This window comes from Providencia burhodogranariea DSM 19968 (genome assembly GCF_000314855.2).
Taxonomy (GTDB): Bacteria; Pseudomonadota; Gammaproteobacteria; order Enterobacterales; family Enterobacteriaceae; genus Providencia; species Providencia burhodogranariea.
This window is the reverse complement of record NZ_KB233222.1, coordinates 1100016-1123848: the sequence shown is the minus strand read 5'-3', so window position 1 is coordinate 1123848 and position 23833 is coordinate 1100016. Positions and strand designations below refer to the sequence as shown.

Annotated in this window: 24 protein-coding genes and 1 riboswitch; of the genes, 12 read left to right on the top strand and 12 right to left on the bottom strand. The window is 38.0% G+C overall.

The features are described from left to right. Window positions 1–154: 154 nt before the first annotated feature. The 4 genes from htpX to OOA_RS04700 form a co-directional block, all read right to left on the bottom strand. Window positions 155–1036, bottom strand: coding sequence for a protease HtpX (htpX, locus tag OOA_RS04715; RefSeq protein WP_008910986.1), 882 nt, complete (start codon window positions 1034–1036; stop codon window positions 155–157). Between the two features lie 443 nt (window positions 1037–1479). Further along, complete coding sequence (gene prc, locus OOA_RS04710; protein ID WP_008910985.1) at window positions 1480–3522, bottom strand: carboxy terminal-processing peptidase; 2043 nt, start codon at window positions 3520–3522, stop codon at window positions 1480–1482. Window positions 3523–3541: 19 nt separating this feature from the next. Continuing rightward, window positions 3542–4234 (bottom strand): RNA chaperone ProQ, encoded by a 693-nt coding sequence (gene proQ, locus OOA_RS04705; RefSeq protein ID WP_008910984.1) that lies wholly within the window; start codon window positions 4232–4234, stop codon window positions 3542–3544. 111 nt (window positions 4235–4345) lie between these two features. Then, complete coding sequence (locus tag OOA_RS04700; RefSeq protein WP_008910983.1) at window positions 4346–4828, bottom strand: GAF domain-containing protein; 483 nt, start codon at window positions 4826–4828, stop codon at window positions 4346–4348. 136 nt (window positions 4829–4964) lie between these two features. On the opposite strand from OOA_RS04700, the gene yebS reads away from it, so the two are divergent. From yebS to OOA_RS04685, 3 genes are all read left to right on the top strand, one after another. Then, window positions 4965–6191, top strand: coding sequence for a membrane integrity lipid transport subunit YebS (gene yebS / locus OOA_RS04695; RefSeq protein WP_008910982.1), 1227 nt, complete (start codon window positions 4965–4967; stop codon window positions 6189–6191). Then, window positions 6166–8505 carry a PqiB family protein gene (locus OOA_RS04690; protein ID WP_008910981.1) on the top strand — a complete coding sequence of 780 codons (2340 nt, stop codon included), beginning with the start codon at window positions 6166–6168 and terminating at the stop codon, window positions 8503–8505. The genes yebS and OOA_RS04690 overlap by 26 nt, the downstream gene beginning before the upstream one ends. Window positions 8506–8651: 146 nt before the next feature. Continuing rightward, on the top strand, window positions 8652–8885 hold the full coding sequence (locus tag OOA_RS04685; protein ID WP_008910980.1) for a DUF1480 family protein: 234 nt from the start codon (window positions 8652–8654) through the stop codon (window positions 8883–8885). A 362-nt stretch (window positions 8886–9247) separates the two neighbouring features. On the opposite strand, the gene OOA_RS04680 is transcribed toward OOA_RS04685, so the two are convergent. The 4 genes from OOA_RS04680 to ftnA all read right to left on the bottom strand — a co-directional run bounded on the left by OOA_RS04680 (window position 9248) and on the right by ftnA (window position 11614). Next, a complete protein-coding gene (locus OOA_RS04680) occupies window positions 9248–9595 on the bottom strand; it encodes a DUF2511 domain-containing protein (RefSeq protein WP_008910979.1) in 348 nt (115 codons plus the stop codon). A gap of 42 nt (window positions 9596–9637) precedes the next feature. Next, window positions 9638–10534, bottom strand: a complete 897-nt coding sequence (gene copD, locus OOA_RS04675) for a copper homeostasis membrane protein CopD (protein WP_008910978.1) — start codon at window positions 10532–10534, stop codon at window positions 9638–9640. 2 nt (window positions 10535–10536) lie between these two features. Further along, on the bottom strand, window positions 10537–10923 hold the full coding sequence (copC, locus tag OOA_RS04670; protein WP_008910977.1) for a copper homeostasis periplasmic binding protein CopC: 387 nt from the start codon (window positions 10921–10923) through the stop codon (window positions 10537–10539). Between the two features lie 187 nt (window positions 10924–11110). Further along, entirely contained in the window at window positions 11111–11614 is a 504-nt protein-coding gene (ftnA, locus tag OOA_RS04665; protein ID WP_008910976.1) for a non-heme ferritin, read from the bottom strand. Window positions 11615–12166: 552 nt separating this feature from the next. Between ftnA and OOA_RS04660 the strand changes: the two genes are divergently transcribed. Further along, window positions 12167–12397, top strand: a complete 231-nt coding sequence (locus OOA_RS04660) for a DNA polymerase III subunit theta (RefSeq protein ID WP_008910975.1) — start codon at window positions 12167–12169, stop codon at window positions 12395–12397. A gap of 97 nt (window positions 12398–12494) precedes the next feature. Here OOA_RS04660 and yebF read toward each other — a convergent pair whose 3' ends face one another. Further along, window positions 12495–12860 carry a protein YebF gene (yebF, locus tag OOA_RS04655; protein WP_008910974.1) on the bottom strand — a complete coding sequence of 122 codons (366 nt, stop codon included), beginning with the start codon at window positions 12858–12860 and terminating at the stop codon, window positions 12495–12497. Window positions 12861–13039: 179 nt separating this feature from the next. After that, window positions 13040–13306 carry a YoaH family protein gene (locus tag OOA_RS04650; protein ID WP_008910973.1) on the bottom strand — a complete coding sequence of 89 codons (267 nt, stop codon included), beginning with the start codon at window positions 13304–13306 and terminating at the stop codon, window positions 13040–13042. 259 nt (window positions 13307–13565) lie between these two features. Between OOA_RS04650 and pabB the strand changes: the two genes are divergently transcribed. From pabB to mntP, 8 genes are all read left to right on the top strand, one after another. Then, window positions 13566–14939: an aminodeoxychorismate synthase component 1 gene (gene pabB, locus OOA_RS04645; protein WP_008910972.1), complete on the top strand. Its 1374-nt coding sequence runs from the start codon at window positions 13566–13568 to the stop codon at window positions 14937–14939. Continuing rightward, complete coding sequence (locus OOA_RS04640) at window positions 14932–15492, top strand: CoA pyrophosphatase (protein WP_008910971.1); 561 nt, start codon at window positions 14932–14934, stop codon at window positions 15490–15492. The genes pabB and OOA_RS04640 overlap by 8 nt, the downstream gene beginning before the upstream one ends. A 172-nt stretch (window positions 15493–15664) precedes the next feature. Beyond that, complete coding sequence (locus OOA_RS04635; protein ID WP_008910970.1) at window positions 15665–17029, top strand: L-serine ammonia-lyase; 1365 nt, start codon at window positions 15665–15667, stop codon at window positions 17027–17029. Between the two features lie 663 nt (window positions 17030–17692). Continuing rightward, window positions 17693–18664 carry a PTS mannose transporter subunit IIAB gene (manX, locus tag OOA_RS04630; RefSeq protein WP_008910969.1) on the top strand — a complete coding sequence of 324 codons (972 nt, stop codon included), beginning with the start codon at window positions 17693–17695 and terminating at the stop codon, window positions 18662–18664. 87 nt (window positions 18665–18751) lie between these two features. Beyond that, window positions 18752–19555 (top strand): PTS mannose/fructose/sorbose transporter subunit IIC, encoded by an 804-nt coding sequence (locus OOA_RS04625; protein ID WP_008910968.1) that lies wholly within the window; start codon window positions 18752–18754, stop codon window positions 19553–19555. Between the two features lie 12 nt (window positions 19556–19567). Beyond that, window positions 19568–20419: a PTS mannose transporter subunit IID gene (locus tag OOA_RS04620; protein WP_008910967.1), complete on the top strand. Its 852-nt coding sequence runs from the start codon at window positions 19568–19570 to the stop codon at window positions 20417–20419. A 90-nt stretch (window positions 20420–20509) separates the two neighbouring features. After that, window positions 20510–20968, top strand: coding sequence for a DUF986 family protein (locus tag OOA_RS04615; RefSeq protein ID WP_008910966.1), 459 nt, complete (start codon window positions 20510–20512; stop codon window positions 20966–20968). A 152-nt stretch (window positions 20969–21120) separates the two neighbouring features. Further along, a riboswitch (yybP-ykoY riboswitch) is annotated at window positions 21121–21298 on the top strand. Between the two features lie 5 nt (window positions 21299–21303). After that, the gene (gene mntP / locus OOA_RS04610; RefSeq protein WP_008910965.1) at window positions 21304–21888 is read left to right on the top strand and encodes a manganese efflux pump MntP; all 585 of its coding nucleotides are present in this window, start codon (window positions 21304–21306) and stop codon (window positions 21886–21888) included. A gap of 295 nt (window positions 21889–22183) precedes the next feature. On the opposite strand, the gene rlmA is transcribed toward mntP, so the two are convergent. After that, entirely contained in the window at window positions 22184–23005 is an 822-nt protein-coding gene (gene rlmA, locus OOA_RS04605; RefSeq protein ID WP_008910964.1) for a 23S rRNA (guanine(745)-N(1))-methyltransferase, read from the bottom strand. 239 nt (window positions 23006–23244) lie between these two features. Next, the gene (locus OOA_RS04600) at window positions 23245–23430 is read right to left on the bottom strand and encodes a hypothetical protein (protein ID WP_008910963.1); all 186 of its coding nucleotides are present in this window, start codon (window positions 23428–23430) and stop codon (window positions 23245–23247) included. Between the last annotated feature and the right edge of the window lie 403 nt (window positions 23431–23833).

Genomic DNA, 23833 nt, shown 5'->3' with positions numbered 1-23833 from the left:
TAGGGTTTTAAATCGCCGTTGTTATAATAAATCTACTCAGGAGAACATAAAAATTGAATTACTATGTTAATTTACTAAACAAAAAACCCATGGTGAAAATGTATTCGCCATGGGTCTGAATTCAATCAATACCATTAAGTGGTGATGTTAATCACTACTTTAAATAATCACCAGCACGTAATGCTTCGATACGCTTATCCAATGGAGGATGCGAAAGGAATAATTCGCTGAAAGCTTTGCCACGTCCATTAATACAAAATGCCATCAAACGGCCTTCTTCTTGTGGTTCATAGCTAGTTTTCAAACGTTGTAATGCAGCAATCATTTTTTCTTTACCCACAAGTTTTGCTGAACCTGCATCTGCATGGAATTCACGATGACGAGAGAACCACATCGTGATAATACTCGCTAAAATACCAAATACGATTTCTAATACCATCGACACTGCAAAGTAAACCATTGGGTTACCGTTACTACTTTCACTTTCATCATTGTTATTTGACATAAAACCAGAAACAAACTGGGCAATAATGCGTGAAATAAAAATAACAAAGGTATTCACGACACCTTGGAGCAAGGTCATAGTAACCATATCACCATTTGCAATATGGCTTATCTCATGAGCGATAACAGCTTCTGCTTCATCACGGCTCATGTTTTCTAACAAACCAGTACTCACAGCAACTAACGATGCATCACGTCGTGCACCTGTCGCAAATGCATTGATGTCTGGAGCATGGTAAATTGCCACTTGAGGCATTTGTATACCAACCTGTTGAGCCTGACGGCTAACCGTATTCACTAACCATTGCTCTGCTTCATTACGTGGTGATTCGATAACCTCACCACCAACTGATTTTAATGCCATCCATTTTGACATTAGCAGTGAAATAAATGCACCACCAAAACCAAACAGGCCAGCCATGATCATCAAGCCTTGAACGCTGCTTCCTCTAATTCCTGTTAAGCTTAATATTATCCCAAACACAAACATAACAGCTAAGTTTGTGAGTAAGAATAAGGCAATTCGCATCATATTTTTTAGGTCCCTTGGTAAAAATAAACATCACGAAAGATTTATTGTTTGGCATCCTTCTGCGCCGAGTAGGCTAGGATTCCTATAGCATGTAGACCTAGGTCTTACTCGCTTTCATGGATTTCCTGCTTCACAGAGAAAATTAACAACCTCATCTCTACAGGCTTAAAATCCCGCATGCCTTGCGGTAATTCTGCTGCCATTCTGGCATTAAAGCTTAGCGCGACGACAAGCTGTCAAAATTTAACACCTAGTCGTTAGAGTGCTCTGACTTATATCAGCATCTTGCAGACAGCATTTTATAACACATATGATAAATAGAGCTTTTTTGTATTTTTTCAAGTGGATTAACAAAAAAAAACCAAAAATTAACATAACTTTACACATTTTATGAAAAAGGCCAGTAATTACTGGCCCTTATCTTAATTTATTGTTTAACCAATTTATTTTTTATTGGGCAATAAATTTGTTTCAGGATGCGCAAGGTCAATTGCCATTTTAACTGTTTCATCTAAATATGGGTCTGGCCCTTCGTAATCCTTAGGTAAGTCATCGATAGATTTCAATAATGGCTTACCTTCTTTAGCATTACGCTCATTTACACGTTTCAGTTTTGTGGCTTCAATTTCATTGTCTTCTTTCAAGCGTTCAGCATAATTCAACGAAATCAGATTCTTTTTATCTTTATTCGCTTTATAGCGCGCAATATCTTCACCAATATACTTAAATTCAGTATCTTGGCTAATACGCGCATCATGTTTAGCTTTTAATTCTGACAAATCAGCCGCCACGTCACCCGCTTTATTGTAGTTTGCTGGTGGAATGCTATCCCATGGCAATGCATTATCTTCAAAGCTCTCACCGGTTTCAGCAGGGTCTTGACCTGTTGGCATAATAACATCAGGTGTCACACCTTTGCGTTGTGTACTCCCACCGTCAACACGATAAAATTTTTGGATAGTATATTGAACCGAGCCTAACGATGGCCAATCAGGCTTAAGCATTTGGTCATACACTCGGCTTAAGCTTCTATGTTGTTGAACCGTTCCTTTACCAAAGGTCGGTTCACCAACAATTAAAGCTCGCCCGTAGTCTTGCATCGCAGCAGCGAAAATTTCAGAAGCGGATGCACTAAAACGGTCGACAAGCACAACCAACGGCCCTTTGTAGTAGATTACATCATCATCATCAATATCTTGACGAACTTGCCCATTATTATCGCGAACTTGAACAACTGGACCTTTCGGAATAAATAAGCCAGATAATGAAACCGCTTCTGTTAATGCACCACCACCATTACCTCTAAGGTCAATGACCAGTGCAGAAACATTGTCTTTTGCTAGTTTCTGAAGTTGTGTTTTGACATCATTGGTTAAACCTACATAAAAACTTGGGATATCAAGTACCGCAACTTTTTCTTTGCCGACGTTTTTAATCGTCAACTTAGCAGCCCTATCTTCTAAGCGAATTTGCTCACGCAGGATAGTCACAGTATGTGGTTTAGCACCTTTAGTATCTGACACCACTTCTAAACGAACTTTGCTACCTTTAGGTCCTTTGATGAGTGCAACCACATCATCAAGTCGCCAGCCGACAACATCAACCATTGGCTTATCTATTTGACCAACACCAATAATTTTATCGCCAACTTTTAACTCTTTACTTTTTGCCGCAGGCCCACCAGCAACTAACGAATTAATAACAGTATTTTCATCATCTTGCTGCAAAACAGCACCAATCCCTTCAAGCGATAAACTCATTTGAGAGTTAAATTGCTCAGTATTTCTCGGTGAAAGGTAGCTAGTATGTGGATCGATTTCACGCGCAAATGAATTCACGATCAATTGAAAAACATCTTCACTTTGCCCTTGCGTCAAGCGCTTCAATGCAAAATTATATCGCTTGGTCAGTTTTTCTTTGATCTCTTTGTCATCTTTGCCCGATAGCTTAAGGTTCAGCCAGTCATATCTAACTTTTTGATCCCACAGCTTATCTAATTCTTGCTTATCTTTTGGCCAAGGCATTTTAGAGCGATCAACGTCGATAGAGTCATTCGCATCAAAATTCATTGGTTGGTCAAGACGTGCTAGCGCATATTCGAAACGCTCTAGACGCCTTTGTTGTGAGAGGTTGTACAGGTCATAAAACTTATCCAGTTTTCCCTCTTCAAGCCATTCACCGACCTTAGCTTTATCTTTTGCATATTCGTCGACATCAGATTGAAGTAAAACATTATGACCGTAATCCAACATATTCAGATAGCGATCAAAAATTTTCCCAGAAAACTCATTATCCAAATCAAATTGGCGATAATGAGAACGAGTAAATCTCGATGTCACCCTTTCGCTTACTGTGCCATGTTGAGTATCCTGTTTTAAGGCAGGTAACTGAACAGCAGTGACCGGAGTCACTGCTTGAGGATTAGCCATTGCACTACCAAAAGTGGCTACACTTACAACTAATGCAACTTTTAAAAGTTTGTTCATGACCTGATCGACCTCCGTATCAGAACTTTAAGTGTTCCGCGCGCACAATCATTGCCATTCCTGTTGGCAACTGAACTCTGACCCCATCTTTTGCAATTTCCAGCACAGATGCGTCCATCAAACTAGTACCCACTTTCACTTTCAAAGTCTGACCGACATGTAGTGCATGGATATCAGTAACTGATTTCAGTTTTTGCTCTGGAGCTGCGGCACCATTACGGTGCTGAGGTTTTGTTGAAGAGTTCTGAGGGCGTTCTTTATTTTCTGACTGACGATGGCGCGGCGCGTTTTCTTTCGCTGCGGCCGGATTGCGGGTGTTTTTATCACCTGTTTTTTTAGCTGCTGGACGTTTTTGCGCTTTTTGCTCTGCACGTTGCGCTTGAACTCTAGCTTTTGCTTCAGTCAATTGTTGACGTGCATGTGTAATATGCTCCGCCTCTAATTCACCACAATCATTACCATCTAAGTCAACGCGTTTAGCGCCTTCTTTAACACCGTAGAGATAACGCCAGCTAGAAGTGTACATACGCAGCGCAGAACGCAATTGCGTTTTGCTAATGCCATCTTCTTCTGTTAAACGCTCTACGATATCTTGAAAAATTCCGACTTTTAACGGACGAGCTTCGCCTTCAGCGATAAAACAGCGTGGAAAACGCTCTGCTAAAAATGCGATTACTTCTTTACTACTATTCAACTTAGGTTGATTTTCCATGAAATTTCCTGATAACAACGATTTTGCCAACCAGCACGGGCATGAACAAGCCGACATTATAATAGCGTTGCAGACAATTGCCACGTTCCTATTAAGTTAACATACCAATATTTAGTGATAATTTGGTGTCGAACACAATGCCAGATGTTGGCACAACTGGTCTACAAGATATTTTAAGCCATCTTCATCATCTTGGTCGAATTGATTAAAATTTGGGCTATCGATATCCAGAACGCCTAAAACTTGACCATTGATTTCCAAAGGAAGTACAATTTCAGAGTTACTTGCTGCGTCACAGGCAATATGACCTGGGAAAGAATGAACATCTTCAACACGTTGGATTTTATTTTCGCTATATGCCGTCCCACAAACACCTTTGCCAAAAGGTATTCTGACACATGCTATTTTTCCTTGAAAAGGACCAAGAACTAATTCCTGCCTATTTCTTAGGTAAAAACCCACCCAGTTTAAACCATCTAAGTGCTCATACAACAAGGCGCTTGTGTTTGCCAAACTTGCAATTAGATCATATTCCCCTGCCAATAATGCAGACAAATTATCTGAAAGCTCGCGATAATACTTACTTTTATCCATAATATTTTCTTGTAATAATCAAATGATGCAATAAATTAAACATTCTGAGTAACTCGTAGGTTACCAAGTTGTCAGTTAGTCGTAAATTTTTTTACACTAGATTACATGCATAGCAAACAAATTAATGAGCATATATATGGATCACATTAAACATAGTGACATAATTTCGCAACACTGTTGCTATTGCAATCTCAAATTATCGATTCCACCACATGCTCCCCAACAGGTTATCATCTGCCCTCGCTGCGGAAGTCAACTTGATGACGGGCGCTCTTGGTCATTAAATCGATTATTTATCCTCTCAATTACTCTAATAATGCTAGCGCCCATTGCTTTTTGGCAGCCTTTAATTTCTATCAATTTATTGGGCACGCAAATCAATGCCAATGTTGTTGAAGGAATTAAACTAATCAATCAGCAAGGGGACCCACTAACAGCCAGTATAGTGGCTTTTTGTGCAATTGTAGCCCCTTTGCTTCTACCAATTTCAATTATCTATCTTTATTTTGGTAAATGCTTTGGGTTTAATTTGCGACCTATTCTATTAGTTTTGGGCCGCTTAAAAGAGTGGGTGATGCTTGATGTCTACCTGATAGGCCTTGGTATCGCCGCAATAAAAATGCAAGATTATGCAAAAGTGTTATTAGGAAATGGCTTTATTGCTTTTATCACAATGACATTAATCAGCTTGGTGATCCTTATTCATCTTAATCTTGAACAGTTATGGCGTTTTTTTTACCCAAAACTAGAGCAAGGGCACGAGCCAGGTGCATTATCATGCCAAGCCTGTCACTATAGCGGCCCTGCTAATTCACAAGGGCTCTGCCAACGTTGTCATCGCCCATTACATAAACGGGAAACTTATAGTATTCAAAAAACTTGGGCCGCACTCATTGCAGCCATGGTTTTGCTTTTTCCTGCTAACTTGATGCCTATCTCAATTGTTTATCTCAACGGGCAACGCACCGAAGATACCATCTATTCAGGGGTTGTTTCATTAATCAATACAGGGAACTGGCCTATTGCCGTAATTGTATTTATTGCCAGTATCTTAGTACCATTCATTAAAATATTGATTATGGTCATACTGCTATTTTCAATTCAACGTAACAGTAATATTGACCCTATTTTAAGGATGAAATTACTTAAATTCGTATCATGGATTGGACGCTGGTCTATATTGGACTTATTTGTTATTGCATTGATGATGTCACTTATTAATCGTGATCAATTAATGTCTTTTACTATGGGCCCCGCTGCTTTATTTTTCGGTGTCGCTGTTATTTTAACCATACTCGCCGTCGAGTGGCTCGATAGTCGTTTAATTTGGGATTCTTATGGGAAATCAAAATCAACAAAATGAACCTGCTGAACAAGAGCAAAATGCAATATTACGCAAAAGAGCGCGTATATCACCATTTTGGCTGTTGCCACTTGTTGCTGCGTTTATTGCTGGCTGGTTACTGTTTCAAAACTGGTTAGAACAAGGAACTGAAGTCACAATTGAGTTTGCTTCCGCCCCTGGAGTCGTATCAGGCAGAACGCCTATTCGCTACCAAGGCGTCGAAGTTGGTTTAGTTCAATCTGTTACTATTAGCCAAGATATGAAGAAAATTATTGTCAAGGCGAGTATTAATAAAGACATGAAATCCGCACTCACCTCCGGTACAAAATTTTGGTTGGTCACACCAAAAGCATCCTTAGCCGGTGTTTCAGGCCTAGATGCTTTAGTGGGGGGAAACTATATTGGTATGCAGCCTAGTAAGGGAACAGAACAGCATGATTTTATTGCTCAAGACTCGCCGCCTCAATTACAAACCGATGAAGGCCAATTATTAATCTATTTAACAGCTAAAGATCTTGGCTCTCTTCATGAAAACTCACCGATTTATTATCGAAAAGTTCCAGTGGGTTATATTTCGGATTACTCAATATTACCTGATGACAAAGGAGTTTCTATTGCAGCAGTTATTAAGAAAAACTATGCCAACTTAGTGCGTGAAAACAGTCAATTTTGGAATGTATCAGGCTTTGAGGGGGGATTTGATCTTAATTCAGGCTTAAATGTTAAAATGGAAAGCCTTTCTGCTATGATTAATGGCGCGGTTGCCTTTGACTCCCCTGTTAATAGCTCACCAGCTCAAGAGGGGCAGCAATTTGCATTACAGCCAAATAAGCAAGATGTTGAAAACTCTGAACAACAAAATAACGAAAGTCTTAAAGTGGCTCTTTGGTCTCCAGAAACCTATGGGGTCAATAATGGTCAGCCCGTTATTTATCGCGGTATCAAAATAGGCGAAGTGTTACAGCGTCACTTACTGGATGATAAAGTGACATTCAATATTGCTATTTTAGATGAATACCGACACCTTATTCGTGCGGATAGTAAGTTTGTCGCGAACAGCCGTGTGGATGTGCAACTAGGCTTAAATGGTGTGCAATTTCAAGGCGCAACCCCACAAGAATGGCTAGATGGAGGGATTCATTTAATAGCAGGAAAAGGTGAAGACACGCTCCCTGAAACTTTCCCTTTATACCGTAATGACGATAATGCAAAATCTGGCGTAATCGGATCAGCACCAACAACCACACTGACATTGAACACCAATACGCTTCCTGATATTCAAGCAGGTTCAGTTGTGCTTTATCGCCAATTCACCGTTGGGGAAATCGTCTCCATCAAACCATCAAAAGATGGCTTTGCCGTTAATATTCACATCTCTAGCCAATATCGAGATTTATTAACTGATCAAAGTGTATTTTGGGCTGAAGGTGGCGCGAAAGTTCAACTCAATGGTAATGGCTTAACAGTTCAAGCAGCGCCACTGACTCGAGCGATTAGGGGCGCAATTAGCTTTGACAATATTCAAACATCTGCTCCTGATAATGTCAGACAGCATACCCTTTATCCAACAGAGACTGCTGCAAAAGCAATTGGTAGTGTTGTAACCCTAACCACTTATGATGCATCTAAGCTTTCCGAAGGCATGCCAATTCGCTATCTAGGCATCGATATCGGACAAATAGATTCGTTGAAATTGTCTCCCAATAATCGAGAGGTGAATGCCCGAGCTATTCTTTATCCTGAATATGTCCAATCCTTCACTAAAAGTGGTAGTCGTTTTGCTATTGTTAGCCCTGAACTATCCCCCGCTGGCTTCAACAACCTTGATACTCTGATCCAACCTTATATCAATGCTGAACCAGGGCGAGGAAATAGAAACCGTTACCAATTTGAATTACAAACAGCAAACATTACTGATTCCCGTTATTTAGATGGTTTGACAATTATTTTAGATGCAAGCGAAGTCGGCTCCATTCAAGTCGGTACACCACTTCTATTTAGAGGAATTGAAATTGGTACTGTGACAAGTCTATATTTGGGAGAGCTTTCCGACCGAGTTTATGTATCTACTCGAATTGGCAAAGAATACCAATATCTTATCCGAGATAATACTGAGTTCTGGTTATCGTCTGGCTATAACTTGTCTTTCGGCCTAACTGGCGGCGTAATCAAGAGTGGTACTTTTCAACAATTTATCCGAGGTGGCATTTCACTCGCAACACCACCTACGGTACCTCTTGCGCAAAGAGCTAATGCTGATCAGCATTTCATTCTAAAATTAGAGCCACCAAAAGATTGGTTAGACTGGGGTACTGCCATTCCTAAAAAATAATCACTAGAAAGGTGTATGTATTAAACACATTACACCTTTCCAATCACGTCTCTTAAAAAATATTTTGGAAATGCATTCCATTTATACTATGCTTAATTTCATTGAGTTGTTATCCTGTTGTTATACGAAAATTAAGGGGTAGTATCATGAGCATAGTTAATTTGAAAATATCTTCCTATGAAATCAATGACGCAATCATGGTAGACAGCAAGAGTGATCTCGTCAGTATTCCTTGCGATTCAGATACTGAATTTTGCATGCAATTAGATGGCTGGGATGAAAATACCAGTATTCCAGCATTGATTAATGAAAAACCGGTGCTGTTATACCGTCAACGTTATGATAAGGACAATCATCATTGGGTGATGAGAGTATCATAAATAATGAAGTTGCTTGATTTTAGGAAAAAAAAGAGGCCTGGTAGATTCCGATTACCTGGCCTTGGGAAATGGCTCTGGCAGAGCCGTGCGCTAAAATTTGCCATTGAGACGTAACAAAGTACAATTTAATACTAGCTTGCTAAGCGCACTCTTACCACTCCAGTTATCAACTATTTTACATATTATTAACACAATTTACTTGTTAATTTTGTCATATCAAACTCTTTGATTGATTCAAGGTTTTTATATCAAAAATAGCGATAAACTTCTAAACTAGCTCGATATAAAATAAAAAAACATCATAAATTATAAGCGTTTCACTTATAACTTATGACGTTCTATTAATTTGAAGGATCTTTATATTAAAAATTCTGGCAGAGCTTTTCAGCTGCTAATTTGAGAGGTAACACGCGCTCTTCGGTGTTTTTTTCAGTCTCAATTGGTTTTAATAAAACATCAATTGGTTGTGCTTTTATTTCTTTCCTCTCCATTTGGTTTCTAGCAACATCATTTAAAGGATATTGTACTAACGTTGCTGGATTTATTACAATTAACGCCCCATTACTTCTACACTCCAGCATGACTTCTTCTCGAGTAAATGGCCAATCATCACCAAATTGTTTTTTACTGACTGACTCGATTGGAGCCGCTGCTGCACTAAAAGCAGCGCAAGCTAACAACATAGAACAAAATGCTAATTTCAGTTTCATTCAAATTACCTTGTTAAAACAGCGAATTCACGATGGTAAACATTATACAGGCTGATAGGTTGCAAAAATAGCAACCGCTAAAATAGCCATTGTACCTAATAATAACTCTATCCAGCTATTAATGATCAAATACTGTAATCGCCCTTTTCTTTTTATATTAGGCACTAATATATAGCGATTAACTAATGCAAGCAGTACCATTAATCCCACTAATGAAATTTTTAACCATAGTAGCGATTGATATTCTGATGCTGAATAGGCAAACGGCCAGTTGGGTAACAATGTGACTGAGCTAATAATACCGGTTATCAAGACGGCAGCGACTGCGATATGACCATACCGAGAAAAACGGATCATACTCAGAGAAATTTGTTTATCTAATCCAGCAGCAAGCTCTCTCTTATCACGCAAAAATTGGATACAAATCAAAAAAGGCCATAACCCGCCAAACCAATAAGCCGCACTAATCAAGTGAATGAATTGATTCAAACGATGAAGACTACCAGCAACTCCATCATTCATCGCCGCGTGCCCAATCAAAGCATGCAAACCAAGCATTACGACAGAAAGTACTAACAGAAGATACAATTTAACATTTTGCGACCGTATAAAAACAACGCCCAATGTGAGTAATGCACACAATAATTCCCAGCGCCAAACTTGCCCAAATGTGGTATTAATTACACCTAACCAAATTTCAAAATCAAACGCATCTTCCCAACCATCCCCCATCAAACCAGCTTGAGCAACAGTCCATCCAAAAGTTGTTATAGCCGTAATCACCGCGCTAAATACAATACCTTTAGTGAGAAAGCAACGCAGGATTTGATTGAAAGTTCCAACGCTAAGAATGACTGCGAATATTGACATTCCACACATCAACATCACAGCCACAAAATGAGAAAAACGGGTGACAGTATAAAATGTCTCTAGCGACATAATTATTTCACTGTGAAGCTATATTCGCCCTTAGTTTTATGTCCATCCACTGAAACAACACTCCAATTCACATCGTACTTCCCTGAGGCTAATTTACCTTCAATAGGCACGATAACTTTGGTGTCGTTACTTGAGTCTAATGCCGCCTTACCCGTTTTAACGACCGTATCATTAGGGCCAGTGACTTTAACTTTCGTGAAATTAATCTCAATACCTTCAGAAAAATTCAGTGTAATTGACTCAGGAGCCTGTTCAATTGCAGCGCCTTCCGCAGGAAGTTGATCTTTTAAATGTGCGTGGGCAAATGCTTGTTGAAATGACATACCTAAAAACAGGACAGCCACAGCACTTAGTTTTCGCCAAGATGATGTGAGTTGGTGAATTGGCATAGTAACCCCTTAATTTGCAGGTGAATTTAGAATCATTGCCAATCATTATACGGAAGAAATAGCGTTTATCTGCCAAAAAAAACGATTTAGCTGCTTAAGGTGTGATTATTGGCACAAAATGAAAAGAAAAAGGCTCATGAATGTTGAAATTAATCACTACCATTCATGAGCCTATTAATACTTTATATTAAATGTGCGTAGCTGCTGACATATTTTTTAGGTCTTTATCCAATAGGAATAGCGCTTTTCCACTTTCACCAACCATATCCAACTTATCAAGAATTGATTTAAACAATTTCTCTTCTTCGTGTTGCTCTGAAACATACCACTGTAAAAAGTTGAATGTAGAATAATCTTGAGTAGTCATTGCAAGATGAGCAAGCTTATTAATTTCAGCTGTAATATGCTGTTCATGCTCATAAGTGCGAGTAAATACATCCGCAATTGACTCAAACGCTACTGGTGGTGCAGCAATTTGGCCTAATAATGGAAGTGCACCTGTATCACTAAGGTAATCAAATAAACGCTGCATATGTTCCATTTCTTCTTGAGAATGTGCTTTTAAAAATGCAGCTGCACCTTCATAGCCTTTATCACTACACCATGCGCTCATTTGTAAATATAAATTAGCAGAATAAAACTCAAGGTTTAATTGTTCATTCAATTTACTGATCATGTCATTAGTTAACATTTTAATTCCTTAGCGATTAAGATTTATGGTTTTATTATGCCTAATTAAAAAATAATTAAAACCCCAAAACAATAATAAAACAAAAAAATACAATTTACTGATAATTAATAACTTTTAGTAAAATAAATAATAATCAATCTCATTATCTTTAAAACACTTTCTATTATCTTTAAGTACCTTTTTTATTATTTTTAATCATTTTTTATGATATTCTCAATCTAAAAAAGAACTATTATTATTTAATAATTCATCAACATATATTAAACGCGCGATTATTTTTTATCGCCATTAAACTATTTTCCGTTATATATCTAAGAACTGTCGATGTTTTAAGCCAAATTTATATTCAAATTGAATGACATTACTTGAGGTAAAAATAGATAGTGAGAAATTTTTAGTCTAAAAATATAAGTAAAGTAACTTTCAATGCAAGATAAAAGAGAAAACCGTCTTTTTAATTGGCCCAAGGATGCTTTTATTTCAATGAGTGTTTGCAGTAATATAAACAGTCTCTAGACTATGTGCTGAAAATTGAAGTAATTGAGAGTCCATATGAGCCATAACCTTGCATTATTACCAAAAGACCAAATGGATAGAGTCAACGTAGACCTTCAAGCGTCAGGTGTTGCCTTTAAAGAACGTTACAATGTTGCGATTATCCCAGAAGTCATTGAACGCGGGCTACCTGAGAATCTAAGAGAGTATTTTAGAGAGCGATTAACGTATTACCGCCACTTATCCAAAAACTTTGCACGTCTACCTTATGAACCAAGAAATCGCTAAGTCATCACAATAGCTCTCTGCCATATTCGTAAACAGGCAAAAGGAGAAAATTCGTTTCTCCTTTTGCCTTGAAAGAACATAAATTAAATACTTTGATTTATTTGGCACTATTGTAAGTAATTGTGGATTGCTCGCAATCTACCTTCACATTGTAATGTAGATCGGATTTAGAACCTCGCACTATTAATGGCACTTGATAGCCCGTTGCTGTTTTTGTCACATCTTGATTATTAACCCATGCAACCGCTTTTTTACCAACTAAGGCTTTTTCATCTGCCCAACGAGGTAACCGATTGTGCATGAAATCGTTTTTAACCTGTGCAGCGACTTGAGGCTCTGATAGATTTCCGCAGCTAACAAACGGAGCCGCTTTACCTTCATCTTGGTTAGCACTAAATGCAATTGAACTAAATAACAGCGTACAACAACCTAAAGCAAAACTAATTTTCTTTCCAGCCTTCATACTTCCTCCGATCCCTAAACAATGTTAGGTGGCAAATTAGAATCATGACCATAGTTAATTTTATGTAATATTTATCTATTTTAACTAAGATTAAAAAGTAATTATCGAAAAACCAAAATGGTATAACTAAACTAATATGTATCAGATTTTAGCATAAATGTTAATAGTTTGTTTTAATGTTATTGATTTTCGCCTTCATCATCACCATTACCTTCATATTCATCGACATATCCATCGACATATTCATCGTTATCTTCGTTTTGCTCTTCGTTTTCATCTTCAAAACAAGCGTGGATTTGTTCTTTATCTTTAAATTTTTCGCGAATTTCTTGTGCGACCAGCGCAATCGCTTCACCACTGCTCATTCCATCAGCCATCAATTGATGGATACGCTCAACAGCTTCTTGCTGTTGTTGATGATTGAGTACTGGCATACCTGAAAACATGTTTAAACCTCTTAATAGGATTGCAAAATATACAAAAAATAATTCAAAACGTATGAGGAAGACCTGAGAAGTTACGTAATTCTACGCTAAACTCAGAGAATTAGCCCGTTAGATTCAGTTACAAGTGCGACCGACTGACTTCTTAATGAATGACGGGTATACAATAAAAAAATTTAAAAGAATTTTAACAGCTATTATCTTCTTAAGATAAGATTATATGTTAATCTCACTATCATTCTTTTGTAGATTTGTTTCGCTCATGGAAATGGTTATCAATAAAATACAACTCCCTTATCAGTCAGATGCCGCTATCGCTTATTTTACACCAATAGCTCATCTACCTTGGTCAATGCTTCTTCATTCAGGTAATGCAGAGCATTCACATAATCGATTCGATATTATTGTGGCTGAGCCTATCGCAACACTGATGACAGTTGGCGATGAAACGGCAATAACGCACCAACAAGTTGTCGAAACCTCAGGTGAAGATCCTTTCATTTTGCTACAAACACTCATTGAACAGTTTACACCTGAGAATTGCCAAGATAATTCGTTACCATTTACTGGCGGCGCATTAGGAATTTGGGGCTATGATTTAGGCCGTAGGATTGAACAACTGCCGCAGATAGCCAAAACTGAAATACAGTTTCCTGACATGGCAATAGGCATTTATCAATGGGCATTGATTGTTGACCATTTAGAAAAAACAGTGACCTTATTCAGCTACTCTGATGTCACTGAGCGTTTAAATTGGTTGAAAAAACAAAAAGCGTCTCGTAAACATAAATTTACGCTAACGAGCCCATGGCATTCTAATATGTCGCAAGAGCAGTATCATCAAAAAATCGGCCAAATACATGAATATTTGCACAGCGGTGACTGTTATCAAATCAATCTTGCGCAACGTTTTCATGCAAATTACAAAGGAAACGAATGGGATGCATTTTTGCAACTGAACCAAACTAATCGCGCCCCGTTTTCTTCTTTTATCCGTCTCCCTGAAAACGCGATAGTAAGTGTTTCACCTGAACGCTTTATTCTTTTGCACAATAGGGAAATTCAAACTCGTCCGATCAAAGGTACCTTACCTCGTTTAGCGGATGAAACAGCAGATATAGAGCAAGCAGAAAAATTAGCTAACTCACCTAAAGATCGTGCTGAAAACCTGATGATTGTCGATTTATTACGTAATGATATTGGTCGCGTTGCTGTCCCAGGAACAGTTAAAGTACCTGAATTATTTGCCGTAGAAGCATTCCCTGCCGTTCATCATTTAGTTAGTACAATTACAGCAACGCTTGCTAAGCGTTATACTGCAACAGACTTGTTACGCGCATGTTTTCCTGGCGGTTCAATTACGGGCGCACCAAAAATTCGTGCGATGCAAATTATTGAGGAGCTAGAACCTCACCGTCGGCATGGCTATTGCGGTGCTATAGGCTATATTAGTTTTTGTGGCAAAATGGATACAAATATCACTATTCGTACCCTATTGACTTACAAAAAACAGATTTTTTGCTGGGCTGGAGGCGGTATTGTAGCAGACAGCCAAGCCGATAAGGAATATCAAGAGACCTTTGACAAATTAAGCCTCATATTACCCGTTTTAGGAGAATTAGCGCACGATGACTAAACTGAATGACTTTATTAATCGCTTTCAGTTTACACTTCCTCTCTCTCGCCAACCGCTGAGGTCGGCGAGTAAATCTGCTGCTGTCTTACTCCCTATTATTAATAAAGAAAACCCAACCTTATTATTAACTAAGCGTTCGCCATTTTTACGTTCGCATGCGGGAGAAATCGCTTTTCCCGGTGGTGCAAGTGATCCTGATGATAATTCGTTGATTACTACGGCCTTACGCGAAGCTTACGAAGAGGTTGCCATTCCCCCCGAAAAAGTTCAAATACTTGGCCAACTCACCCCAGAAATTAGTATTGGCGGGTATGAAGTAACACCTATTATTGGTTTACTACCATCTGGTATCCACTATCATCCTAATCCTAGCGAAGTTGCTTCTGTCTTTGAAGTCCCTTTATTTGACGCACTTACACTCGCTCAATATAAATATATTGATATAAAACGTGGTGGACATCGTAAGCGTATTTTCTTTTATTGGTATAATGGCCATCTTGTTTGGGGCCTCACTGCAACTATCATTCATCAATTAGCACTCCAACTTAAATAATCATTTCATGATACAATTGAATACAATTTGTGCTATTTTTAGATGATTGATATTTTGCCTCTACCTTATTTTAAAAAATAATTTAAACTTACTGGTTAACGCTACTAAATAACAGTAAAGTAGCATCCTTTAAAATAAATAACTAAATACATACTTTTTTTAAGGAGTCTGCGTGATAAGCGTTTTCGACATGTTTAAAGTGGGCATAGGTCCTTCAAGCTCTCATACCGTCGGTCCAATGAAGGCGGGAAAAGAATTTGTCGATGATTTGGTAAATAAACAATTATTACCAAGCGTCACACGTATTGCGGTTGACGTTTATGGCTCTCTTTCTCTCACTGGAAAAGGTCACCATACTGATATTGCTATCATTATGGGCCTAGCTGGCAATCTGCCTGCAACTGTTGATATTGAATCCATTCCTAGCTTTATCGACAATGTTGAAAAAACACAAAAACTGCTGCTAGCCAATGGAACCCAACTTGTGGATTTTCCACATGAAGGTGGTATGAATTTCCGTCTAGATAACCTTCCGCTACATGAAAATGGTATGACAATTCATGCATTCTCTGGTGATGACGAAATTTATACCAAAACTTACTACTCTATCGGTGGTGGTTTTATCGTTGATGAAGAGCACTTTGGTGAATCAACTCTTGATAGTAAGCCCGTGTCATATCCATTCAAGTCAGCTGAAGAGCTTTTACTTAACTGCAAAAAATCAGGTTTATCGATTTCTAGCTTGATGATGAAAAATGAACTTGATTTGCATACTAAACCTGAGATAGATGCTTATTTTGCTGATGTTTGGCAAACCATGTTGGCATGTATTGAACGTGGCTTAAACACCGAAGGCGTCTTACCTGGCCCTTTACGTGTTCCTCGTCGTGCGCCGGCACTCAATCGCTTGGTAACCTCTTCAAGTAAGCTGACTAATGACCCGATGGTCGTTATCGACCTTATTAATATGTTTGCACTCGCAGTTAATGAAGAAAATGCTGCGGGCGGACGTGTCGTTACCGCTCCAACTAACGGCGCATGTGGTATCGTTCCTGCTGTTCTAGCTTACTATAATCACTGTATTGAGCCTGTAACACCTGAGCTATACATTCGTTATTTTCTAGCTTCTGGTGCTATTGGTATTCTTTATAAAATGAATGCTTCAATTTCCGGCGCTGAAGTTGGTTGCCAAGGTGAAGTCGGCGTGGCTTGTTCAATGGCCGCAGCGGGTCTTGCAGAGCTATTTGGTGGCAGTCCAGAGCAAGTTTGTATTGCTGCTGAAATTGGCATGGAACATAACCTTGGATTAACCTGTGATCCTGTCGCAGGACAAGTTCAAGTACCTTGTATTGAACGTAATGCGATTGCTTCCGTTAAAGCGGTCAATGCAACTCGAATGGCTTTACGTCGGACAAGTGAGCCTCGTGTTTCACTCGATAAAGTTATCGAGACCATGTATGAAACTGGGAAAGATATGAATGCTAAGTACCGTGAAACCTCTCGGGGCGGTTTAGCAATTAAAGTACAGTGTGACTAAGATGATTGTGTATTAAAAGAGTCCCGTCATAAAATAATATTTTAAATCGTGCCACATGCTGGATCATATAGTTTCATTCAGAATGTGGCAATTACTCCGCTCCAATATCGATAATAATTTATCCATTATATTCTGTTTATTATCAGATATTGATACACCCACATTAGACTCACCTCTTCTTTTTATTTTGTAACCAATATTTAATTAAATCGTTACAAAAATCGCTTGATTATAAAATAAAATCAATTTAGAACTTCCTACTGCTGAAACGTGTCAATCTTCATTGAACTTTCACGCTAAATTGCTCAAAAAAAAATCTAACCAGTCTTTTCCTGTTACCGATAACAGTTTTATATATCGCAAAAAACCACACTTTAGCAAAAAAACATTAAAATCCAACATTGTTCGATTTAATACTTTTTTTATTCAAAATAAAAATTATGTTTTTAATTTTCTGACGCAAAACAAGTTTTTACGTTAATACAAAATGTTATGCTAATCACATTAGCGATAATAGCTAACAAATTAATTGTTTTTTGATTGAGTTAAGTAGAGTGAAATTATTCAGCTAATATTATGAATAACATTTCCAGTTAGGAGGTTTAGTTAATTTGATTTTGAATGATATGTAAATTCCATTCTATCTGTTAAGAGGGAAATCTAGTGAGTATAGCGATTATGATTGGTACCCACGGTGTGGCAGCAGAACAACTACTGCGCACAACCGAAATGTTGATTGGCGAGCAAGAAAATGTCTCGTTTATTGACTTTGTACCTGGGGAAAACGCCGACACCCTGTTTGATAAGTACACAGCAAAACTAGCTGATTTAAATACCTCATCAGGGGTACTATTTTTAGTGGATACATGGGGAGGCAGCCCATTCAATGCGGCCAGCCGTATTGTAAACGAGCATAATAATTACGAAATAGTCACAGGTGTCAATGTGCCTATGTTAGTTGAAACCTTTATGTGTCGTGATGATGGTCCATCACTCGATGAGCTGATCGCTGTAGCCTTAGAAACTGGCCGTGGTGGTATTCGCGCATTTAAATTTAAAGAACCTGATACTAGCTCTGCTTCAGCACCAGCTCCTGCTGAAGAACCCGCCTCAGTACAAATAGTTACAGCAGGTCCTGGAGAGCACATGACAATTGCACTTGCTCGTATTGACGACCGATTGATTCATGGGCAAGTTGCAACTCGTTGGACAAAAGAAACCAATGTAAAACGTATCATTGTTGTCAGTGATGAAGTTGCTAAAGATCAGGTACGTTCAACACTGCTCAAACAAGTTGCACCTCCAGGAGTGACAGCTCACGTTGTCGATGTCGCTAAGTGTATTCGTGTTTACAACAATCCTAAATATGCAGGCGAACGCGTCATGTTGTTGTTCACTAACCCAACAGATGTTAAACGTCTTGTTGAAGCTGGTGTTGAAATGAAGTCTATTAATATCGGTGGCATGGCATACCACGAGGGGAAAACCCAAGTGACCAATGCTGTTTCTATCAACCAACAAGATATTGATGCCTTTAATTATCTGAATGATAAAAATATTGAATTGGAAGTCCGTAAAGTTTCCTCTGACAGTAAAGTTCAGATGATGGATTTAATTAAAAAATCAAAAATTTAGTCTCACTTAAACCGTTAATTTTATTATATTTTAACTATTACTCGAAAACAGATTTACCAAACTCGTTTGGTTACAGGAGATTAAACAATGGAACTTACCGTTGTTCAAATAGTACTGGTTTTCATCGTTGCTTGTATCGCAGGTATGGGTTCAATCCTCGATGAATTCCAGTTCCATCGCCCGCTCGTTGCCTGTACGCTTATCGGTATCGTATTGGGAGACATGAAAACAGGTATCATCATTGGTGGTACACTGGAAATGATCGCGTTGGGCTGGATGAACATTGGGGCCGCTGTTGCGCCTGATGCGGCACTTGCCTCTATCATTTCAACCATATTGGTTATTGCTGGTGGACAAAGTATTGGTGCTGGTATTGCCATTGCAATCCCGCTAGCTGCCGCAGGACAAGTACTGACTATTATCGTTCGTACTGTAACTGTTGCATTCCAACATGCCGCTGACAGAGCAGCCTTAAAAGGTAACTTAGCGGCTATCAGCTGGATTCATGTTTCTGCCTTACTTCTTCAAGCAATGCGTATCGCAATCCCTGCGCTTATCGTTGCCGTTTCTGTTGGTACATCAGAAGTTAAACAAATGCTGGATGCTATCCCGCAAGTTGTGACTGATGGTCTGAACATTGCAGGTGGTATGATTGTCGTTGTCGGTTATGCAATGGTTATCAATATGATGCGTGCAGGCTACTTGATGCCATTCTTCTATTTAGGCTTTGTTACCGCTGCGTTTACTAATTTCAACCTTGTTGCACTGGGTGTTATCGGTACTGTTATGGCTATTCTATATATCCAACTCAGCCCGAAATACAACAAATCCCAAGTTGTTGTGACACAAGGAAATAGCGGCAAAAACAACCTTGATAATGAATTAGACTAGGAGGATCGCACAATGGTAGATACAACAAATCCAACAGCGAAAAAGCTCACACAAAGTGACATCCGTGCTGTCTTCTTACGTTCTAACCTTCTACAAGGTTCTTGGAACTTTGAACGTATGCAAGCACTTGGTTTCTGTTATTCGATGGTGCCGGTGATCCGTCGCCTGTATCCAGAAAATAACGACGATCGTAAACAAGCTATTAAACGTCACCTTGAATTCTTTAACACCCATCCTTATGTAGCCGCGCCGGTATTAGGTGTCACCATGGCAATGGAAGAGCAACGTGCAAACGGAGCAGACATTGATGATGGTGCAATCAACGGGATTAAAGTTGGTTTGATGGGACCACTTGCTGGTGTTGGCGACCCAATTTTCTGGGGTACTGTTCGTCCGGTATTCGCCGCACTCGGTGCAGGTATTGCAATGACAGGTAGCCTTTTAGGTCCAATCCTGTTCTTTGTTCTATTCAACCTAGTTCGTCTATTAACCCTGTATTATGGTGTTTCATACGGCTATAAAAAAGGCATCGATATCGTTCAAGATATTGGTGGTGGCTTCCTTCAAAAATTAACAGAGGGTGCATCGATTCTAGGTCTCTTTGTTATGGGGGCTTTGGTTAATAAATGGACACATGTCGATATACCCGTTGTGGTTTCAGCCATCGAAAACCCTGAAACCAAAGTAGTGACAATCACAACGGTTCAGAATATTTTAAATGATCTGATGCCCGGATTGGTGCCATTATTACTCACCTTCGCGTGTATGTGGTTGCTTCGCCGTAAAGTAAACCCATTATGGATTATCATTGGATTCTTCGGTCTTGGTATCCTTGGTGCTTGGTTAAAATTCTTAGCTCCGTAATTAACTGTAATTAATTGAAATGGGAGGTTGCAGCCTCCCATTTTTGCTTTTAAGCTCTCTAGCATGTTTACTTAGCCAAGGGCACTCAAAATGACCTTAAATGATATCATTCTGGCCATTATCATTTTACTAATGCTTTTATACGCAATTTATGATGAATTTATCCTGCAATTGCGTAAGGGAAAAACGCTTTTAAAAATTAATCTCAAACGCAAACATCGTGTCGACGCTATTATTTTTATTGTCTTAATTTGCATCGTTATTTACACCAATATTTCGCGACATGGCAGTATGTTAACCACTTATTTATTAATGGTTACTATTATGATGTCAATTTATTTGGCGTTTATTCGAACACCAAAATTATTTTTCAAACAAAAAGGTTTTTATTTCGCCAATACATTTATATTATTTGAAAGAATAAAGACAATGAATTTATCTGAAGATGGTATATTGATTATAGGTTTGGAACATAAGAAAATTCACATCCAAGTATCACAACTAGATGATTTACAAAGGATATATGAATTCCTTATTAATAATAAATAATTAGAATATATATTCCCATCAATATTAAGGTTAATTACTAATTAAATTAACCTTAATATTCCAAATCATTGCAAATGGAAATTATTATCAATAACATTTAATAGCCACATAAATTTAAGTGTTGTCTTTATATTAATTTGTGATATCTTTCAACCCACGTCATTGGGGAGTAGCCTGTTCTGGAGATTACGTCCAGAAAGTCCGTATCAACATACTCGTTTGAATTTAAACGTGGTGCGGACACCATCTTGGTTGGCAAGACCATAGACACATAAATAAGCCTTTTGGTTGGGGGTAATTTATGTGTATATGGATTCGCCAACCGAGGTTATGTTATGAGTTTTTACGCCACTATTATTCTAGCGCTCGCGCTTTCTATGGATGCATTTGCTGTTGCTGTTTGCAAAGGAGCCGTCCTTCATAAACCCCGCTTTAAAGAGATCCTCCGAACTGGTTTTATCTTTGGCTTTATTGAAGCAATAACCCCAATTATAGGATGGGGAATCGGTATTTTGGCGAGTCAATATGTCATTCGCTGGGATCATTGGATTGCTTTCGCCCTGCTATTTATTCTCGGTTCTCGCATGATTTGGCAAGGCTTTAAAGCTAAAGAAGATGATGAATGCTGCACTAAATCCTCACGTCATAGTTCAATGAGCTTAATCATTTCAGCTATTGCCACCAGCCTTGATGCTATGGCTATTGGTTTAGGACTTGCCTTTTTACAAGTCGATATCGTTCATACTGCAATGACCATTGGCTTAATGACCATGATCATGGCAACGATAGGCATGATGATTGGTCGCTATGTTGGGCCATTACTCGGAAAAAAAGCAGAAATTATTGGTGGTCTGGTATTAGTTGGAATTGGCTTTAATATCTTATTTGAACATCTTCAATTGTTTATGTACGCGCCTTAAATAAAAATACCCTCTAATACTACAAGTAAAATAACTTAAATTAAGTTGTATTCAATCATCCAGACGAAATCATCAACATTTGCATAGATAAAATAAAACGAAGATTGATTCCGGATGGATGATAAACTAAGGGTAATATAATGGTGTATATGTAACTCTAAATGATCCAAGTTGCATATAAACAAAATAGTAAAACCATTCCCACCAAAAACCTGAGCCATACAAAAATACGGTGGCTCAGGTTATACATACTACCTACTTATCTACTCAATATCGTGTTGAAAGGTAATATCAATTAATCGTTTAATTGATATACACGGATCATAAAATCAGCCGTATAATCTGTTAATGCTGCTTGCTTTAATGCCTGTTTCACATCTTCTGATGCGCGCCATGCAAATGGCGTCATTTGCAACAGTTCAAAAGCTTCATTACCTGTAAGTTGCATAGAGTAATTTAAGTTAGTTTCATCTAATAATGTGAACTGAGGCAATTCTTCTTCTTTAATTGGGTGAAGTTTAACTTCAGAATAAATTAATCGCTTTAATTCTTGTAAATGTCGTGGGGCTGGCGTCACCGTAATCAATATCCCTGCTGGCTGTAAGACTCTTGATAACTCTTCAGCTTTGCAAGGTGCATAAATACGAATGATTGCACCAATGCTATCTTGGAAAAATGGTAGGCGATGGCTTGAGGCAACGCAAAAGTTAACTGAGGAATAGCGTTTTGCTGCATAACGAATAGCTGCTTTTGATACATCTAAACCAAAAAATGAAATAGATTGATGCTGCTTTCGGATATCCTGCATAAAATAATCAGTATAATACCCTTCCCCACAACCAATATCTAATACAGTATCACTCTCTTTAGCGAGATATTGATTCAATTTTTCAGCCGCTAATTTCCGCATAGAGTCATAATGACCTGCATTTAAAAACTGGCGACGTGATTGCATCATTTCTGCACTATCGCCCGGATCTTTTGAACGTTTATGCTGGACTGGAAGCAAGTTAACATAGCCTTCTTTTGCACGGTCAAATTGATGCTTATCTTCGCATTGCCAATTATTGTTAAGAAGTCGTAGCGGTTTAAAACACAGAGGACATTGATAATTCATAGAATAGTATATTTTGACAAATAAGATTAATTATACCCTATAACCATTAAAAAAGCAGTGCCACGAATGAGCATTCCCATTCGTGGCACTAAGATAGTATACCTACCATACTTCAAATCACAGGCATCTATTATAAATATAGTTTATTACTCAACCACCTGAGTTGCTTTCATAAAGATAGCAACGATCAATACTACATATAATTCGAAATATTTTTAGATATAACTATTTAATCTATATTAGCTTTTTTTAGATTCAGCTGATTTCTTTTTTTCTACTGTATTATTTGCTTTAGTTTTTGATTTGCTATTTTGCTGAGATTTTGCAGAAGGAGCAGCTTGATCTCCTTTAGCTGCTGTAGCGGCTAAAGCTGAACCAGAAATAGCTAAAGACAATACTGTTACGATTGCTAATAACTTTTTCATAATAAGGACCTTCAGAAGATAGTATGCAAGGATATTCTTGCACCTCTAATTAATCATATTTAATGTATGAATAGCAATAGGGTAAATATAAAGATTTTAAAATTTATCGTAGGTTATTTTCAATTAAGTATTTATGCTTTTCGTTGATGATATATTTACGTTGTTAACATGTTAATTTATAAAACCAGTTTTTCAATCACATCATTAAAATACAAGCAATTGATTTTTAATTAAATTAAAATAAAATCACTCACGCCACAGCCATAAAAACAATACATTAAACATCATTATTTACTACTCATAAAGTTAATCTATCGAAAATATATGTATATATTTATTCACACACAAATAGTATTTTAATTTATTAAACCAATTTAATCATAGAGATATAATTAAAATACCC